The organism is Chitinophagales bacterium (genome assembly GCA_041392475.1).
GTDB lineage: Bacteria > Bacteroidota > Bacteroidia > Chitinophagales > UBA2359 > JAUHXA01.
In genome coordinates this window covers 157,853-175,767 of sequence record JAWKLZ010000003.1, presented here as the reverse complement: position 1 = coordinate 175,767, position 17,915 = coordinate 157,853, and the positions used below count along the sequence as shown (strand labels likewise).

At 37.3% G+C, this 17,915-nt stretch carries 16 protein-coding genes; 5 read left to right on the top strand and 11 right to left on the bottom strand.

The genetic code is table 11. The features are described 5' to 3' along the window. Window positions 1-94: 94 nt before the first annotated feature. From R3E32_23650 to R3E32_23635, 4 genes are read right to left on the bottom strand one after another with little or no spacing between them, the layout of a single operon-like run. The gene (locus tag R3E32_23650; protein ID MEZ4887750.1) at window positions 95-481 is read right to left on the bottom strand and encodes a DoxX family protein; all 387 of its coding nucleotides are present in this window, start codon (window positions 479-481) and stop codon (window positions 95-97) included. A gap of 32 nt (window positions 482-513) precedes the next feature. Beyond that, a complete protein-coding gene (locus R3E32_23645) occupies window positions 514-930 on the bottom strand; it encodes a glyoxalase/bleomycin resistance/extradiol dioxygenase family protein (GenBank protein ID MEZ4887749.1) in 417 nt (138 codons plus the stop codon). A gap of 4 nt (window positions 931-934) precedes the next feature. Further along, complete coding sequence (locus R3E32_23640) at window positions 935-1,774, bottom strand: VOC family protein (GenBank protein MEZ4887748.1); 840 nt, start codon at window positions 1,772-1,774, stop codon at window positions 935-937. Between the two features lie 23 nt (window positions 1,775-1,797). Beyond that, window positions 1,798-2,643 (bottom strand): SRPBCC domain-containing protein, encoded by an 846-nt coding sequence (locus tag R3E32_23635; GenBank protein MEZ4887747.1) that lies wholly within the window; start codon window positions 2,641-2,643, stop codon window positions 1,798-1,800. A 155-nt stretch (window positions 2,644-2,798) separates the two neighbouring features. On the opposite strand from R3E32_23635, the gene R3E32_23630 reads away from it, so the two are divergent. Further along, window positions 2,799-3,785: a helix-turn-helix domain-containing protein gene (locus R3E32_23630; protein ID MEZ4887746.1), complete on the top strand. Its 987-nt coding sequence runs from the start codon at window positions 2,799-2,801 to the stop codon at window positions 3,783-3,785. A 77-nt stretch (window positions 3,786-3,862) separates the two neighbouring features. Here the strand turns inward: R3E32_23630 and R3E32_23625 are convergent, their stop codons facing one another. From R3E32_23625 to R3E32_23600, 6 genes are all read right to left on the bottom strand, one after another. Beyond that, window positions 3,863-4,300: a cold shock domain-containing protein gene (locus R3E32_23625; protein MEZ4887745.1), complete on the bottom strand. Its 438-nt coding sequence runs from the start codon at window positions 4,298-4,300 to the stop codon at window positions 3,863-3,865. 375 nt (window positions 4,301-4,675) lie between these two features. Beyond that, window positions 4,676-5,182, bottom strand: coding sequence for a hypothetical protein (locus R3E32_23620; protein ID MEZ4887744.1), 507 nt, complete (start codon window positions 5,180-5,182; stop codon window positions 4,676-4,678). Between the two features lie 179 nt (window positions 5,183-5,361). Continuing rightward, the gene (locus R3E32_23615) at window positions 5,362-5,733 is read right to left on the bottom strand and encodes a hypothetical protein (protein ID MEZ4887743.1); all 372 of its coding nucleotides are present in this window, start codon (window positions 5,731-5,733) and stop codon (window positions 5,362-5,364) included. Window positions 5,734-5,884: 151 nt separating this feature from the next. After that, window positions 5,885-8,125, bottom strand: coding sequence for a T9SS type A sorting domain-containing protein (locus R3E32_23610; protein ID MEZ4887742.1), 2,241 nt, complete (start codon window positions 8,123-8,125; stop codon window positions 5,885-5,887). A gap of 152 nt (window positions 8,126-8,277) precedes the next feature. After that, the gene (locus R3E32_23605) at window positions 8,278-9,261 is read right to left on the bottom strand and encodes an IS110 family transposase (GenBank protein ID MEZ4887741.1); all 984 of its coding nucleotides are present in this window, start codon (window positions 9,259-9,261) and stop codon (window positions 8,278-8,280) included. Window positions 9,262-9,666: 405 nt separating this feature from the next. Beyond that, window positions 9,667-11,874 carry a M43 family zinc metalloprotease gene (locus R3E32_23600; GenBank protein MEZ4887740.1) on the bottom strand — a complete coding sequence of 736 codons (2,208 nt, stop codon included), beginning with the start codon at window positions 11,872-11,874 and terminating at the stop codon, window positions 9,667-9,669. A gap of 143 nt (window positions 11,875-12,017) precedes the next feature. Between R3E32_23600 and R3E32_23595 the strand changes: the two genes are divergently transcribed. The 3 genes from R3E32_23595 to R3E32_23585 all read left to right on the top strand — a co-directional run bounded on the left by R3E32_23595 (window position 12,018) and on the right by R3E32_23585 (window position 14,912). Further along, a complete protein-coding gene (locus tag R3E32_23595; GenBank protein ID MEZ4887739.1) occupies window positions 12,018-12,398 on the top strand; it encodes a DUF1801 domain-containing protein in 381 nt (126 codons plus the stop codon). A 14-nt stretch (window positions 12,399-12,412) separates the two neighbouring features. Continuing rightward, window positions 12,413-13,399 carry an aldo/keto reductase gene (locus R3E32_23590; GenBank protein MEZ4887738.1) on the top strand — a complete coding sequence of 329 codons (987 nt, stop codon included), beginning with the start codon at window positions 12,413-12,415 and terminating at the stop codon, window positions 13,397-13,399. A 430-nt stretch (window positions 13,400-13,829) separates the two neighbouring features. Beyond that, window positions 13,830-14,912, top strand: coding sequence for a hypothetical protein (locus R3E32_23585; protein MEZ4887737.1), 1,083 nt, complete (start codon window positions 13,830-13,832; stop codon window positions 14,910-14,912). Window positions 14,913-14,978: 66 nt separating this feature from the next. On the opposite strand, the gene R3E32_23580 is transcribed toward R3E32_23585, so the two are convergent. Continuing rightward, a complete protein-coding gene (locus R3E32_23580) occupies window positions 14,979-15,608 on the bottom strand; it encodes a cupin domain-containing protein (protein ID MEZ4887736.1) in 630 nt (209 codons plus the stop codon). Window positions 15,609-15,937: 329 nt separating this feature from the next. On the opposite strand from R3E32_23580, the gene R3E32_23575 reads away from it, so the two are divergent. Beyond that, entirely contained in the window at window positions 15,938-17,848 is a 1,911-nt protein-coding gene (locus R3E32_23575; protein MEZ4887735.1) for a DUF3604 domain-containing protein, read from the top strand. The last annotated feature ends 67 nt before the right edge of the window (window positions 17,849-17,915 follow it).

Below are 17,915 nucleotides of genomic sequence, written 5' to 3'. Positions count from 1 at the left end.
ATTTTAATTCTGAAAATTAATTTTGATAAACAAACCTCCTTTTCTGTGATTAATACGGAAAAGGAGGTTTTTTTTTTAGATTCAATGGCACTTGTTAGTAAGACAACTGCATTTCATTTGATGAGTTGATTTTGTGGTAATAGACATAAGAAACCATTAGAATTGCCAAAAAAATCAATGGAAAAATGGTTTGAAAATCAAATCCGTCCACTGCTCCATGACTGATGGAGGCAAATACAAAGTCAAATACAAAACCTGCATAAGCCCATTCTTTTAATCGTTTGGGAAGGTTTGGAATGACCAAAATCAACACTCCTAAAATTTTGAAGACAACCAAAGCATTGCCAAAATATTCGGGATATCCCAAATGTCGGATTCCTTCTTTGGCAAGTTCGGTTTGTGAGGTCAAAGCAGGCATTACTCCTTCAAACAAGAAGATGATAATGGTTGCTATCCAATAGATAATTTTATTCTTTTTCACTTTTATTAAATTTATAACAAAATTATGTTTACTTATTTATTCAATTCACAATTAAATAACCACTGATTTCCAAATTTATCTGTAAGCCCTCCAAATAAAGCTCCCCAAAAAGTGCTTTCTAAAGGATGTGAGCATTGACAAGCATCTGACATCTTTTGATAACAGGTTCGGATTTCTTCTTCACTACTGCAATGAACCATTAGCGAAACGGAGTTTCCTACTACACGGCCCGATTCAGCAACTATATCCGACCCCATCAGCACCCATTTATTTTTTGTGAGTGTAGCATGTAAGATGTAATCTCTAAATTTGAAAGGTATTTCATCAGCCATTGGCGAATCGCCAATGGTTTGAAAATGAAGTGTTCCCCCCAGACAATCTTTGTAGAAAGTCATCGCTTCACGGCAATTGCCATTGAAGGTCAAGTAAGGATTAAATTGCACAATCATTACATTATGCTTGTTTCAGTTTCTCAATGTCAAATTTCTTCATTTGCATAAATGCCTGTACTACTCTTTGAGATTTTTCAGGATTGCTCATTAATTGGCTCAAAATACTGGGTATAATCTGCCATGAAACACCAAATTGATCTTTCAACCAACCACACTGACTTTCTTGCCCCTTTTCGGTAAGTTTGTTCCAATAATAATTTATTTCTTCCTGTGTATCACATTCCACTACAAATGAAACCGCTTCATTGAATTGAAAAGCATGGGCATACGAACTATCCATTGCCATGAATACATTCTGATTGAGGCGAAACTGTGCGTGTTTGATAGTACCAAGTACTTCCCCATCTTTTGCATCATAGTGCAGAATACCAACAGTTTCAGAATTGTCAAATATTGAAGTATAAAAGTCAATCGCTTGAGCAGCCTTTCCATGCTGCTCTCCTACAAACATAAGAGTTGGCGTAAATCTTTGCCCCACATCCGCTAATTTTCCCAAAGACAACTGCCAGTTAACCCCAAAAGAATCTTCCACCCATCCATATTTTTCACTCCAATCGTACTTATCAAGCGGCATCAGGACTGAGCCGCCTTTGGAGAGCTGTTGCCAAGCCGCATCAATTTCGTCTTCCGTTTCACACACCACATAAAACGAAATAGACGGATTGATTTTGAAGTGAGGGCCACCATTCAAACCCATAAACTTTTGTCCTCCCAACTCAAAATTCACGACCATTGGAGTGTTTTCAGTTATTTTTGAGTTGTTGAAAACAGAACAGTACATATCTGCTGCGGCTTTGGCTTGACCATCAAACCACAAGCAGGGATAAATTGGTTTTAACATATTTTTTTAAGATTTGAAGTGAATTAATTGGCTTCTACATACGCCTTAAAATTATTTAAAATCATCTGCCAGCCACCTTGCTGCAATTCAATAGAATTTTCTACTTCGGCTTCAAATTCTTCCACTACTTTTGTGACATTGCCTTGCATTTTAAAAGTGACTTTTAATATTCTGCCATCATCAAGCGTAGAAACAATACGTTTATGTGCTTTCACTTCCGTGTGTTTGCCTCCAAAATCAAAACCAAAACTTCCATCTTTGGCTTCCATTCGTGAGACAAATTTGCCGCCAGCCCTCAAATCATTTTCTGCTTTTGTGGTATGCCAATCGTCAGAAGCATGGTTCCACTTCACAATGTGTTCAGGTGCAGTCCAATACTCCCAAATTTTTTCGACAGGAGCTTCTATGACTGCTTCCACAGTTAGCATAAGGGGATTTTCCGATAACTCTTTCACCAAATTCAAGGCTTTAGGAAATACTCCTTTGAAATAATCCTGATATTCTTCAAGCGAATCCAAACTCACTTCAAGTAGTGTATGTCCATTCTCTTCTTTCAATGTATAAGCTTCTTTGACATCGCCCCAAGTTGCTTCACCATTTGTTGGTTTTTGGACTTCAAAATTTTTGATTTCTCCCAAATGTTTGAAGGTCATTTGCTCAAAAGGAATAGATTTCTCAATGATGCTATACATACCACCGCCTTCAGGGCTAAGAAATTGAATATCACTACCTTCTTTCCAATCCGAAACCGCATAAGAACCTTCATGAAAGGCACTTGTCCACTCACGATAGGTCACATCGTTCCACAAAACTTGCCAAACTTTCTTTGCAGAAGCATAGATGTCAATCTTAAAACTTAAATTCTTCATATTTTTTATTTTTTTTGGTTCACTAATAATTGTTCAAATCATCTGCTACAAAGATGCTATGATAAAATGAAAAAAACAGTGTGTCTTTCTGACAATAAAAGGGTGTTTTGCGACAAAAAAATACTTATATTTGTAGCAAAAAAATAAATTTTAGTATGAAAAACATAAGTATTTTAGTTCCAGAAAATTCGGTCATGCAAGCCATAGCCGACCCGCAATATCTGTTTTCGACCGTAAATCAAATATTAACCTCCTTCCAAAAAAAACCTTTTTTCCAAGTTCAATTGGTAGGAGTCAAAAAAAACATTCAACTCAATGGAGGTATATTTTCAGTACATACAGATAAGCAGCTACATGAAGTTGAACAAACAGATTTGGTGATTATTCCAGCATTATTTGGTGATATGCAGACGGCAATCGAAAACAACCAAGGACTGATACCTTGGATTACTCAACAATATGAGAATGGAGCAGAAGTAGCATCTCTTTGTGTTGGAGCCTTTTTATTGGCTTCCACAGGCTTGTTGAATGGCAAAAAATGTTCGACACATTGGGGATTTCAGAATGAATTTAGAGCCATGTTTCCCGAAGTTGAGGTATTGGATGGGAGCATTGTTACAGAAGAAAATCGGATTTATTCAAGTGGAGGTGCCAATTCTTATTGGAATTTATTGTTGCATTTGGTTGAAAAATATACAGATAGACAAACTGCTATCCTCGCATCCAAATATTTTGCAGTAGATATAGATAGAGAGAGTCAAGCTACTTTTTCCATGTTCAAAGGACAAAAAAATCATCCTGATGAAGCTATTAAAAAGGCTCAAAAGTTCATTGAGAAAAACGTTCATGAAAAAATCTCGGTAGATGAATTGACTGCAATGGCGACTTTGGGTAGAAGAAGTTTTGAACGTAGATTTAAAAAAGCCACCAACAATACCGTCCAAGAATACATTCATCGAATCAAAATGGAAGCTGCCAAACGAAGTTTTGAAACCAGTCGAAAAAACATCAATGAGGTAATGTTTGAGGTGGGTTATACGGATACCAAATCCTTCAGAACCATCTTCAAAAAAATAACTGGACTTACACCTGTTGCCTATCGAAATAAATACAACAAAATGACTCTGCCCGAAAACTACTAACGCCAATCAAATAAATATTGATTGGCGTTAGAGTCTTTTTAGAACTTCAATTGTGGTTCTAAAACTATTTTGATTCACTAATCATTGATTACTTTCACCTCTACTGCAACAGGGCCTTTCGGTCCATTGGCAATTTCAAAGGTTACTTTGTCATTGGTTCCGATTTCACCTGTCACATTCTCAATGTGAACAAACAAACTATCTTGTGTATCTCGGTCTGTGATGAAACCATAACCTTTTTCATCGTTAAAGAATTTTACTATTCCAAATCTGATAATTTCCATTGGATCTTCTGCTTCCCTTTTTGGCGTACTTACTTCAATATCTTCAGCCCTTATCACCCTTCTTCTTGAAGGATCTGGTGGAGTTGAAGTTAAATTTCCAAATTCATCTACATACACATATTCTACCTCTTTGCTGCCTTCCTCTTTTCTCTGCTGCATTTTCTCTGCTTTTTCCTGTTTTCTCTTTCTTCTTTTTTTCTCTCTATCTTTCTTGTTATAACTATCTGCCATGTAATTCTATTTTTTGTTATATAAATATGGAACTTCTTTTCATTGCTAACTCAAAGAAATATAAACGTTAATCAAGCCAAAACTATTATCTAATCAATTAAAAATCGGCTGGTTATTGGCTGGTAGGCGTATGTTCAGTCGAATGAAACTGGATAAGTTGAAAGGATAATCTTTTATACATTCAGTGGGGTTGGTGTAAATATAGCACTAATATTATTATTCCAGAATTAATTTCCTGATTTAGCATTGGAGCAGACTATCGTTTTGGGATAGTCACAATAGCAAACAAGATACTTTAGTATGACCAAATGAGAATGTCATTCCTTTAGAATCTTGTTTGCAATGCCCCATCATTTTCAATATGCCGCAACTTTACTAAGCCACTAACTCTCTTTTAGACGACTTGAGTTGTCCATTAATTATTTTTGACCACTTCTCAATAAATTGAAGTTCCCCACTTAATTCCATTGTTTCTTCTGAATTATAAAACTCCAACACAAAAGGAGCTTTGTTTTTACTAATTGGTAAAAAACTCAACTCCAACCTTTCTATCACCCTGCTATTACCTCCAATATTATTAACAGACCTGCTGGTATTGACAACCGTACAGTTTTTAATTTCATCAAGGTCAATATGTTGCGCTGTCTGGTTACTCTTTCCTTCTTTGAAAAAGAGAAAAGTATGAGCGTTCTCATCCAAACCAACGGCAATCTTTCCGCAAAGTTCATGCTGAGTAATCTTACAATTTTGTTGTGCTGCAATATCTGAAAGTGATTGTAGCAATTGTTTTTCTATCTTTTTGCTATTTCTGCTCATCCATACAAATGGTATGAAGCATAGGGCTGTTAAAAAAGTCCCTAATAGGATGGTTGTTAAATCCATTTTTAAAGTTTTTTAAATTGATATGAAATAAGACAACAGGTCTTGTAGGAATGCAATACCTGCAAAAATTATTTTAAACATCTCTGAAACTTAGTAATGGTCAAAAATTAAGCTGCCGTTTAGAAACTTCAAAAAGCTTCTTTACCAAGCAGTTAATTACACTCATTACTTAAAATGGATTACCAAAAATAGTTGAAGGGAAAAATCAGGTCGGCTTTCCGAAACTTAATCAATAAGTTTCTCCAACTGAAAGTGTATTGAGAGAACTCATTAAAAAAAAGTGCTTCAGTAACCTTTACAAAAGCAGAAAATTCATCTGAGGTGTCCTTAACGGTAGTCGGTGAGGTGCTGTTAAAAAGAGTTTCCAAACTGCCTGCCTGAGAAGAGGCATGTAACAAATTTGGCGAAACAGCGGAGGCATGGCGTTCTTTATGGATAGTTAATTGAGGTACAGCCGTTAAGCTTATCTCATTGCAGTTCACTACGCCTACTGTAAAACAATAGAGCATGATAACCAACAAAGCACTCAATATGATAACGACTTTTTTCACTTTACAAAGATATCTGCTTTGCAGTAATAACGATGGCTTAATTTAAAAATTATTTTTAGGGATACAAAACGAAAATAGCCCTATTGATTTTTAAAAAACAATAGGGCTACATTTAATGAAAACCAAGTATAAACGGGTTTTTATACTTTTTTTAAAACACCATCAATTTCTTGGTAATCAACTGACTACCATCTTGAATCTGCACAAAATACATTCCCGCAGGCAATTTATCCAGCGAAATGGTATGTTGATTTCTACCACTTTGCACAGTTTTGTTTTGGCTGCTAATTGTACGACCCGTTTTGTCCATCAAATCAATTTGCAGGTTAGCAACATCTTTGGCTTCAAACTGCAATTGTACCAATTGACGGGCAGGATTTGGAAACATTTTTATATCGGCAGCAGCATTGATAACTGGATCAATATCTGTTGTTTCAGACAGTAAATCTACATTGTCAATGTATAGATTATTTCCAGAACCACGAGTTTGGCGGAATTTCATCTCAATGTGATTCGTCGTATTTATATAGCTCGACAAATCAATGGACGCATTTTGCCACTCTCCTTCTTTAGGGATATATGGACCTGCAACTGGTGGAGCAGTAATCAAGTTTTCACCATACAATTCTGCAACTGGTATAAAAGTATTGCCGCAATCATCCGAGATCATAATAGATAAAGTATCCGAAATATTACTTTCATCTGTGTAAGCATAGGCATAGTAGAAGTTTAACGAAATTTTACCCAAGTCACCCACAAAATCTAATGGTGGTAAAATCAACTCGTCTATTTCACCAACAGCATCATACGCAAAATTATCCATCAATGCTGCTTGCGTATCATCAAAACCTATTTCCAATGAAGCATCTTTAGTGCCTTTGAATCTCCAATGCGGGCTATTGTCACCATTGAAGATAGACCAACCAATAGGAGGAAAAACGATAAACTGAAAATCCTCATTGAAGTAAGGAAATATACCAGGATTAACCGATTTAAAATTGACAGACAAGGTGTTGTCAGTTTCATTGAATTCAGAGGTACTGCCATTTGGACGACTCACTACTACTTCAAGTGTATGGTTAATATCGTCATTGCTGAGGGTAACTTCTGGAAGCGTAAGGGTTAATTTTTTAGGCAAATCATTGTTCAAACTGTTCCATGGAGCAAGGTTTTCACCTGCGCTGATCCATTGATATTCATACGCTTCGCCATCAACTGTATAATCCACTTCAAAATACAGCATTTCGGAAGTACCAAAATTGACTACTTCAATCACAGGCTCAAAAGTCGAGCAACTTCTGCCTACACTCGTAGGGCTGAGAATCTTCGTAATCATCACATCGTCTTTGCCACGCTCACGCAAACCTGCTGAAGTAGTTATTTGAGAGCGGGTTGTATTCAAAATGGCTCTTGCTTTATCCTTTTGTCCGTGTGTGAATAGACCTTGACAACTCGAATTGGCATAGTCCATATAGTTTTCAATCATGTCTGGAAAATCTGGATTCTCCATGGTACATTGGTTTCGGTTAAAATTGCATCCAAAATTGGCATCCAAAGTATAAGGTGTGTCTGCAACTTCATCATCTTCTCCCAAGCAACTCGGCGTTTGGTCGCCAGAGTTAAAAGCCCCCCATATATGGTGCAAGCTCAGCCAATGCCCAACCTCGTGTGTACCTGTTCTACCAAAGTCGTTGGGATTAGCAGTCCCAGTTTGACCAAAATGATTGTGGACAATCACTACTCCGTCAATACGTGCATTGGAGGGAAAATTTCCACCAGGTTGAGCATATCCAGCAATAGCATTTTCAGTTAGTCGAGTGATGATCCAAATATTCAAGTAATCTCTTGAGGGCCAAGGGTCTTTTCCACCATTCATATCATACTTCATATCACTAGCATTGTCAATATTCCATGCCGTCACATCGGTTTCAGTGCGGGTAATACCTGTAGTCAAATTTCCATCAGGATCAAACTCGGCAAGTCTAAACTCAATTTCCATATCCGCAATCCTATCCTTAAAAATATCCCGAACAATGCTAAGGTCATTCTGGGCGCGAAAGTCACGGTTCAATGCCTCAATTTGAGAATAAATTTGCTCATCACTTACATTGGATTGAGGGGTGTCACTGGACCATACCACATGAAACACAACGGGAATGGTGATAACTTCAGCTTTCTTTTGCAGATTGTTTTTATTTGCTGCAATCCAATTCTGGATTTGCTCACGAGAGTATGCTTGTGCAGCTAAATATTCAGCTGGATTTTGTTCGTATAATTGCTGAGAATAAGCGTCTATACCACATGGGGCAACATGCTCATGGTTATCGTCTTGTGCATTGCTAATAGCATTAAAACAGAGGAAAATAAGAATAAAGGAGAACAGATTTTTCATTCGACTTGTGATATTTTACATCCCGACTATTCGGGACAAATTTTAAAATTTTCTTTTTGATTGATAAGTAATAGTCAAAAAATAACTCCCCGATTTAGACGAACTGTATTAAAAAGCAAGCAAAAATCGGATTATTTTTTAAATTGGTTATTTTATTCAATATGTTCTTTGAATTTATTGTGATAATCATCTTGAAATTTGACACCTGATTTAACGACGGCAAAAGTTTGCCTAAGCAGCTTGTTGATAACAGCAACTTTAGCTACCTTGTATGGCTTTCCTTTTGATCGGAGTCTATTGAAAAGTTCTTTACATTCTTTATTGAATCGTATAGCTGCTCTTGTAGCATTGAAAAGAACTGTCCTAATTTGAGCTGGACCAGCTTTTGAAATGCGTCCTTTTCGATACACAGAAGAACCCGATTGATGAGTCAAAGGCACGGTGCCTACAAACTTAACCAATTGTTTAGAATTTGTAAATAATTCAAAGCCATTAGTATATGTGTATAGTAATTGGGCTGATTTTTCGCCAATACCCTTAACAGAACAGGCAAGTTCTTTGAATTTATCGAAACCAATGTCAGTCAAGGCATCCAATTCTTGTTTGATTTTTCGAATATTGTCTTGTATCGTATTCAATACGTCTTGAAAAGCTTCTAAGACAACATCTGGTGTGTAAAGACACTGCATAAGGCTATGAATTTGATTTTTAGTCTGTCGTTCCTGCTTTTCAAAGGCATTAAGAGCCATTTGCATTTTTTTTCTCTTTTGAATATCCTCATTAGGCATTTGAAAATCAGGCAAATCAAGTGTCTTTCCAGCTATTGCTAAAGCTCTTGCTGCTTGCTTATCATCTTTTGCAGTAATGCCTAAGACTTTCATAAAAGCACTGCTTTTTTGTGGATTAATCAATTTAATAGAGCAGTTGGATTTGTCTAAAGAATGAAGCAACTTATCACTGTAAGTGCCAGTAGGTTCTAAAACAAAAGTAATATGTTGTTCATCAAAACCTTGTAAGAATACCTCTATGGATTTCATTGTATTTTCGATTTGATAATCAACCCAGTGGTTATCTTCTTGATAAGCAATGTCTAAAGTCTTGTTACTTACATCTATACCGATAATTAGAGAATTCATAAAGTAATAAATTGAATGTTAAACTAATAATGATGAAATATATCCTATGAAATCTGCGTCGTGACTCAGGCTTTATGCCTACTGAACTGTCCGATTTTTATGGGATATAAAGAACGAGGGGCTAACGTCTAATACGGTCTCTAAGGACTACTTTTGAATCAGTTTACCCTCGTTCTTAATTTTAATCAATATATTATTTTTTATTACAACTTTTGTACTTTTTCCTCTTGGGCCAATGTACGACTTTTGAAGTTTTGTTTTAAAGATTTTCGATTGTAATGAAAATCAAACTTTTTCAAAGAGTAAACTTCAAAAGTTTCTACTTCAAATATAGAATTTATTTTTTATATAAAAATTGATAGCCAATAGTTTTTTAAAACTAATCACCAGTTACTAATCACTGTACTAGTGCGCCACCACAATTTTGGTATGCGAACGCTGCTCTTGACTCTGCAAGCTAAGCACATACATTCCATTGCTGAGATTTTCTACAGGTATTTCTAAGGTTTTTTGGGTCGACAGCGAACGAATCGTTTGTTGATACACCACCTGACCTGCATTATTGCTAATGCTTAACTCAACGTTTTGGTTGGGGATTAAATGATTCAATTCAATAATTGTCTTTCCTCTTACAGGATTGGGATAAGCGTGTATCGAAACTTGGTTTTGCAGTGAATATCCTTCAATGGCAGTCAATCCACTCAATAAGTTGATGTCATCCACATATAGGTCATTACCCGTTCCACGAATTTGACGAATTTTGAGCTTCACGTTGCGGTAATCTTTGAAGGGCAAAAAATTCACCAAGCCTTCTTTCCATTGTCCTTCCATCGGCACAAAAGCCTCATCAACAGGGTCGCTTGTAATCAACTCTTCTCCAAAAAACTTGCGGACGGTGAAGTAACTACTGCCACAATCTACGGACAACAATATTTCCAAAGTATCAGAAATCGTTCCTTCGCCCATACCCGTGTAGGCATAGAAAAATTGCAGGTAAAGACTGTCGTAAACTCCTTCAAAATTGATGGCAGGACTGATGATTTCATCTATTGTGCCAATATAACTTGCATCTGCTTCAAAGTTAGGCATATATCCTGATTCTGTATCACTGTAACCTGTCAAATTGCTTTTTTTGAATCTAAAGTTGAAATCATTGTCACCATTGAAGATTCCCCATCCTATAGGAGGAAACGGAAAACCTGGAGGGGATTGAAAAGACTCTGAAAATGCAATAGTTTGAGTGGCAGGGGCAACAGACTGAAAACTCACTGCAATGTAGTTGTTTTCGATATTGAAGTCTTCTCTTCCATTTGGTGCTACAATCGAAATATTCAATACATGCTGAGTGGTATTGGCTGCAATTTGCAGCGCAGGTAGCGTAATGGTTCCGCTTTTAAGTGGTTCAATCAAGCCCATCCACTCATAACTATACGTCTCTCCATCCAAATCATAATTGACCGTAAAGGACTCAAGTGGTTCTGTACCAAAGTTTTCTACATTCAATTCTGGTTCAAAAACCGAACAAATCACCTCTGTATCATTGGGATAACTGACGAACACTACCCTTACATCGTCCATACCCTGTTCTACTGGCACACATCCCATTGAATTCAAAAGACTGTGCCTAAAACCTCCTTCATCTAATGTAGCCCTCATTCGTAGCTTTTGCCCTGTGGTGAACATGGTCAAACACGCATCATTGCCATAGTCCATATAGTTTTCAGTCATATCGGGCAAGTCAAGTTCCTCCTCTATACAAGAGTTGGCATGATTAGCAGCACATCCAAAGGTGGGACCATCAGTAAGAGGTGTATCTGCCACTAAGTCATCTTTGGTACAATTGGCATTGTCCTCCCCATTTCCCCATGTATGCAGCAAACTAAGCCAATGCCCTACTTCATGCACTGCTGTTCGCCCCTCATTGAAGGTAGGATTGACGGGTGCGGTTGTTCCAAAATAATTGTATTGAATCACTACTCCATCCGTTTCGGGTGTACTGAAGCTAGGAGGAACTGCATAACCCAAAATACCGCATCCACCAAAAGTGCTGCATATATTGTAGCATACCCAAATATTCAAATATTGATCGAAGGGCCAAGGGTCTTTTCCACCTGTTTCGGATGATTTTATTTCATCGGTTTCTACAAAAAAACGATCCAATGATGTGGCAGTTCGGGTAATACCCGTAGTAGGATAGCCATTTGGATCTCGTGTTGCCAAACAGAATTCTACTTCAATGTCTGCCATAAAAGGTTTGAAGTCCGCTAAAATGTTAGCGGTGTCAGCGTTCAAACGTCGAAAATCACGGTTTAGGGCTTCTAACTGCGAATAAATTTTTGCTTCACTAATGTTGCTTGCAGGTCGATTGGAAGTATAAACCACATGAAAAACTACAGGAATGGTAATCACTTCTGCAATTTTCTCAGATTGTTTTTGGTGTTTTTCAACATACTTTTTGGTATAGGCTTCCATCAGTTTCAAAGTTTCCAAACCTTGTGGATTTTTTTCGGATTGGTATTGCCAGTAATGGTCAAAACCACAAGTATTTGTATCTTGTGAGAACAGAGTAGTAGAAAAAAGTAATGTGAATAGAAACAGTAACCGATTGTTCATATTGATGGATTTTTTACAAAATTACAAAAAATCAATTGTGAGTATAATAGAATTGAAATGAATGTCAATTGGGAGACCGCTAGCATCATGATTGGTGGATAGTTATTTGTTTTTCAAAACTTCAAAATAAAATTTGAGAGGAGATGGATAAAGTCTTGGATTTCATATATGAACAAGAAACAGAGCAAAGAGAAATTCTCTTGTTTATTCACCAATTAATGCTTTCTTATCCTGCAATGATAGTCAAAATTCGCTATCAAATTCCGTTCTATTACCGTAAAAGTTGGATTTGTTATTTGAATCCTATAAAAAACAAAGCAGTAGATTTTTGTTTTGTAAGGGGAAATGAATTGTCCAATGAACAGGGTATTTTGGAAGCAAAAGATAGAAAACAAGTTCGTAGTTTGACTTTTTCCAGTGTCGACGAAATTCCTGTGGAAGCATTGCAGCAAATTATTCAAGAAGCTATATTGCTGGATGATACCGTAAAATATACTTCAAAACGCACAAAAACAAAGGAATAAACAAAAGATTTAATATGCAAAAAGTAACTTTAGGTAATAGCGATTTACAGATTTCTCGAATCGGATTTGGTTGTATGGGAATGTCTGAATTTTATGGCGATACAGGCACAGAGGCAAAAAACATTGCTTTGATTCACAAAGCCATTGAGTTGGGAGTCAATTTTTTGGATACCGCAGATATTTATGGGCCGTTTCACAACGAACGATTGGTCGGCAAGGCTATCAAAGATCGTCGGGAGGAATTGGTAATCGCTACCAAATTTGGAATTATGAGGAGCGAAGAAGGTGGCTTTTTGGGTATCAATGGTCGCCCTGAATATGTCCGCAAAGCTTGTGAAGATAGTTTGAAGAGATTGGATATTGAAGTGATTGACCTCTATTATCAACACCGAAAAGATCCACAAGTAGCTATTGAAGAAACGGTTGGGGCAATGGCGGATTTGGTAAAAGAAGGAAAGGTGCGGTATTTGGGGCTTTCAGAAATTGGAACAACAAACTTGCGAAAAGCGCACTTAGTTCACCCCATTTCAGCCGTACAATCGGAGTATTCTATTTGGAGTACTGACATTGAAGCAGAAGTAATTCCAGCTTGCGATGACTTAGGGATTACTTTGGTAGCGTACAGTCCTTTGGGTAGGGGATTTTTGACAGGACAAATCAAAAAAGTTGAGGATTTGGCTGCAGATGATTACCGCCGATACAGCCCTCGTTTTCTGGGTGAAAATTTTCAGAAAAACCTCGACTTAGTGGCAGAGGTAGAAGCCATTGCAGCCAATAAAGGTGTAAAAACAGCTCAAATTGCAATTGCCTGGGTCTTATCGAAAGGGGAAAACATTGTTCCTATTCCTGGTACAAAAAAAGAAAAATACTTGATAGACAATGTAAATTCGGTTAATGTGGTACTCAGTGAATCGGAATTGGAAAAATTAAACCAGTTGAGCAGAGAAGTGAAAGGTGGAAGATATGATGACCGTGGTATGGGCTTGATAAATGCTTCGTGACATATTGTATATACAACTATACAATACTTGCAAATAATCTCATTGTTGTTTGTTGAATAACCACAAAAAATAGTATTTTCGGCAGTTATCATACATTCTAAATAGGAGGACAAGATAAAGAAGGGAGGAATTAGACTTGAATATTTTGATTACAAGAATATTGAAACTTAATTTTTGTCTAAGTTAATCCTGTCCTATTACTTAGACCTCGGGCAACTAAACTATATTTGTTTTGATTTTTAACCTACATTTCGGTCATATTTCATAGAGTATTGAAAACCAATTTAATAATAATTAAAAATTTATCAATTTAAATAAAAATAATTTTTTATTTATTTGATTTTTATCTTCTTGTAAAAAAGTTACCGAAACGTAGGTTTTAAAGTTCCCTTATTCAATAGCCCAAATCATTATTGCATTTCACCATATCATGCTGACAAAAACACATTATCCCGAAAACTTACTGCCCAATCAACTCGATGAATACTTAGCCAAAGGGTGGTTTCGTATGGGACAGATGATTTTTACTTGCCATTTTTTGTGCTTACAAGGTGATGTGTATTCTCCTATTTGGATGCGTTTGTCACTTGCCCAACATACATTCAGCAAGCGAATGCGGAAGAGAATGCGTCAAATCGAAACTCGGTTTCGCATTGAAGTGAAACCTGCTGAAATCAATGAAACAAAAGAACAACTGTACCAACACCACCGAAGTCGCTTTGCTGGTTTTATTTCCGAAACGTTAGCAGAATCTTTGCTGGATTTTTCTACCAAAAATATTTATCAAACCCATGAAATCAATGTATTTGATGGAGAAAAACTCATAGCGGTAAGTTTTTTCGATATGGGACAAAAGAGTATTGCCAGCATTTTAGGAATGTTTCATCCTGATTATGCCCAATACAGTTTGGGATTTTATACCATGATGGCAGAGGTCAAATATGGGCAAGAACTGGGATTAGACTATTATTATCCAGGATATGTTGTACACAACTATCCTAAGTTTGACTACAAATTGCGGATTGGAGAAATGGAATATTTTGATTTTGACAGTCAAGATTGGTTACCATTTGCCGATATGGATAGCAACAGACTACCTGCCGTTGCGCTCAAAGCCCGACTACAAAAGATGCAAACCCTTTTGGATGCTTTCGATATTGACAACCATAGATTGATGTATCCCTTGTATGACAAAGTTACTGACCACGACCACCAAGAAGCATTTATGAACTACCCATTATTTGTGGCCTGTCACTACCATTACCTCAACGACCGAATAATTGCTATTGAATACGATTTGACGTTAGAGACCTACCGTTTGAGTGTTTATAGTCGCCTCGACAATCTATTTTACTTTTTCCCTTTTATGATAGATGAGAACTATGATATGGGCAATACATACTTTGACTATTTGATTCGAGATTATATCATTGTGGAAAGCGATTTGCCAGAAATGATTCTGTATGCATTGGAGAGTATTCACCATGAGAAGGTGAATCAAAAGGATACATAGAAGCACTTTAAAAATACAAAAATTTTATATTCTCTCTATAAAGAAATTGAAGAGGTTTATTCCTCATTATGCAACAAGTTGAACCCGTTGCACAATGAGTTTGACAGGTGTAGCAGAAGTCACCTTCAAGGAATGATTGGTATAAGTAGGGATTCCCAAAAAATCGCCTGCCTTCAATGGATGACTGGCTTTCCCTACTTGACAAACGCATGAACCTTCGAGTATCAAGAAACTTTCAGACTCCATTTCGTGCTGTTCATCAGGCACTCCCTTATCAATCCAAACTACAACCATTTGTACTTTTTCGTCTATGCGAATGGGGAAAACAGGAAAACCTTCTTGAATAGCAACAGGTTGTAAGTCTTGAACAGCCTTCAACCATTGCTGATGATTGGAATTCTGATGAATCAAAGGAGGGTTTTGCAGATTGATTTTTTCGTTTGGTTGTTTGATGGGCTGTTCTACAAAATCTAACTCATCAATCGCATACAAGATGTTATTTTTCAGTTGCGATTTTGGCAACATAGCATGGTTATTGGCATAATTTCCCAATGTCTGTTGAACCGAATCCAACTCCTTTTGAAGTTTTTTATGCTTCAAACACAGAGTTTGCAGCTCTTTGTTCTCCGCTTCCGAAGTCAAACCCAAGCAATATTGCTCCAAAATACCTGATAATATATATTCTTCAATGTTCACATTCACCCCATTTAGTAGTTCAGTATATACAAAGATAAAAAAACCGTCCAAAATTCTGTCTTAACAGACAAAACTATTTTCCTTCCTCCGAAGCCTTCAGAGCAATTACTATCTTCAAAAATCTATCCATATTTCTGAATGGACCAATGATACACTTTTATCTGCAAATAGAAAGCGGTAATGATGTCGTATTATATGCTTTTCAATCATAAATATTTTCAAAAGTGCATTGAATCTATTAAAAATCTTCAATGACCCCATATTTTGTTTTGATTGGCTACACTCAATTGCAGAATTAATCTTATATTGCTTTATCAAAACCAAACAATATGCAATCAAAACAACAACTAATCCTCACTTATATCTTCATTTCTACCCTCTTTTTTTCCTGCAATAGCGAAACGCAACAAAAAGAAAACTCATCTGCGGAAAACATTGAAGAAACAGAAAAAACCACCGATTCTACCCAAAAAACAGCAGACTTCAATGAGCAAAAAAACGCTTATTTTGGCGACTTACACGTTCATACAAGCTGGTCGTTTGATGCCTTTATCTACAATGTACGCACTACGCCCGACGATGCCTATCGCTTTGGTAAAGGTGATTCCATTGCCCATTTTACCGCAGGAAGCGTACAATTGCAGCGACCATTGGATTTCATGGCAGTATCAGACCACTCTGAATACATGGGCATTATGAAACAAATGATTGACCCAAATAGTCCTTTGGCAGCATTGGAGATTGCGAAAGAAATTCGCAGTGAAGACAAAGCGATTTCAATGGGAGCCTTTGCAAAAGTTGGTCAAAGCATTGCACGAAACCAACCCATGTCGGAACTCGTCGAAAAAGAAATCATCCAAAATACTTGGGAACGATTGGTAGAAGCCGCCAACAAACACAATGAGCCAGGCAAATTCACCACATTTCCCGCTTATGAGTGGACCTCCTCCCCTGTTGGTCCCAACTCCAATGAAAAAATGGTCTATGCTGCCAATATGCACCGTAATGTCATTTACAAAAGCGAAAAAGTATCAGAAGTACCTTTTTCTTCCTTCAATTCTCAAAATCCCGAAGACCTTTGGGCATGGATGGACAAAGAACGCTCAAAAGGCATTGAACTATTGGCCATTCCACACAATGGCAACATGAGCGATGGATTGATGTATGACCTTCAAACATCTGACAAAAAGCCATTTACCAAAGAATACGCCGAAACCCGCAGCCGAAACGAACCCGTCAATGAAGTTGTCCAAATTAAAGGTCAATCTATGGCCCATCCCGTTTTAGCCCCCAATGATGAGTTTGCCAATTTTGAAATATTTGCTTTCACCTTCTCTACCTCTGTTCCTCCTCCGAGCAAACCCGAAGGCAGCTATGTCCGAAATGCGCTGCAAAACGGTTTAGCATTGGAGAAAGAACTCGGTGCCAATCCCTTCAAATTTGGTTTGATAGGCAGTTCAGATGGACACAATTCGGCAGGAGCAACGGAAGAAAACAACTATTTCGGTAAATTTGGTTCATTGGACGGTGACCCCAAATCTCGAATTATAGGCGATGACAAAAAATTCCTTCGAGCCAAATTCATGAGCGCAGCAGGTTTGGCGGGTGTTTGGGCGGAAGAAAATACACGAGAAGCTATTTTTGAAGCATTGGAGCGAAAGGAAACCTTTGCTACTTCTGGCCCTCGTATCAAGGTGCGCTTTTTTGGAGGATGGGAATACGATGAAAATGCCCTTTCGGGTGACGATTGGGTAAAAAATGCCTATCAAAAAGGGGTAAGCATGGGTAGAGATTTACCCAAATCTGCTCAAACAGAAAGTCCCAACTTTTTGATATGGGCAGTAAAAGATGCCGAAGGTGCAAATCTTGACCGAATTCAAGTCGTAAAAGGTTGGGTTGATGCAGAAGGAAAAACACACGAAAAAATATTTGATGTCGTTTGGTCGGATAACCGTCAATTGGATGACAAGGGAAAATTGCCAGAAGTTGGCAATACCGTAAACATCAAGGAAGCCAGTTATACGAATGATATTGGAGCCGTCACACTGCAATCGGTTTGGAAAGACCCCGAATTTGATTCTACTCAATCTGCTGTGTATTACCTTCGGGTTTTAGAAATTCCCACACCTCGATGGAGTACCTTCGATGCCAAAACAATGGGTATTGCTCCTCCCAAAGATGTTGACAAAACTATTCAAGAACGTGCATGGTCGTCGCCTATTTGGTACACACCTAAGTAATATGCTATTCCACTCTTGTAAGAAATCTTACATTTCATTGCAACAAAAATAGGTATCTTTGTTGCCT

Bases quoted from the DNA above. Each gene is read 5' to 3' on its own strand.
- R3E32_23645 (MEZ4887749.1), bottom strand. From the start codon at position 930: ATGATTGTGCAATTTAATCCTTACTTGACCTTCAATGGCAATTGCCGT.
- R3E32_23640 (MEZ4887748.1), bottom strand. From the start codon at position 1,774: ATGTTAAAACCAATTTATCCCTGCTTGTGGTTTGATGGTCAAGCCAAA.
- R3E32_23635 (MEZ4887747.1), bottom strand. From the start codon at position 2,643: ATGAAGAATTTAAGTTTTAAGATTGACATCTATGCTTCTGCAAAGAAA.
- R3E32_23630 (MEZ4887746.1), top strand. From the start codon at position 2,799: ATGAAAAACATAAGTATTTTAGTTCCAGAAAATTCGGTCATGCAAGCC.
- R3E32_23625 (MEZ4887745.1), bottom strand. From the start codon at position 4,300: ATGGCAGATAGTTATAACAAGAAAGATAGAGAGAAAAAAAGAAGAAAG.
- R3E32_23620 (MEZ4887744.1), bottom strand. From the start codon at position 5,182: ATGGATTTAACAACCATCCTATTAGGGACTTTTTTAACAGCCCTATGC.
- R3E32_23610 (MEZ4887742.1), bottom strand. From the start codon at position 8,125: ATGAAAAATCTGTTCTCCTTTATTCTTATTTTCCTCTGTTTTAATGCT.
- R3E32_23605 (MEZ4887741.1), bottom strand. From the start codon at position 9,261: ATGAATTCTCTAATTATCGGTATAGATGTAAGTAACAAGACTTTAGAC.
- R3E32_23600 (MEZ4887740.1), bottom strand. From the start codon at position 11,874: ATGAACAATCGGTTACTGTTTCTATTCACATTACTTTTTTCTACTACT.
- R3E32_23595 (MEZ4887739.1), top strand. From the start codon at position 12,018: ATGGATAAAGTCTTGGATTTCATATATGAACAAGAAACAGAGCAAAGA.
- R3E32_23590 (MEZ4887738.1), top strand. From the start codon at position 12,413: ATGCAAAAAGTAACTTTAGGTAATAGCGATTTACAGATTTCTCGAATC.
- R3E32_23585 (MEZ4887737.1), top strand. From the start codon at position 13,830: ATGCTGACAAAAACACATTATCCCGAAAACTTACTGCCCAATCAACTC.
- R3E32_23575 (MEZ4887735.1), top strand. From the start codon at position 15,938: ATGCAATCAAAACAACAACTAATCCTCACTTATATCTTCATTTCTACC.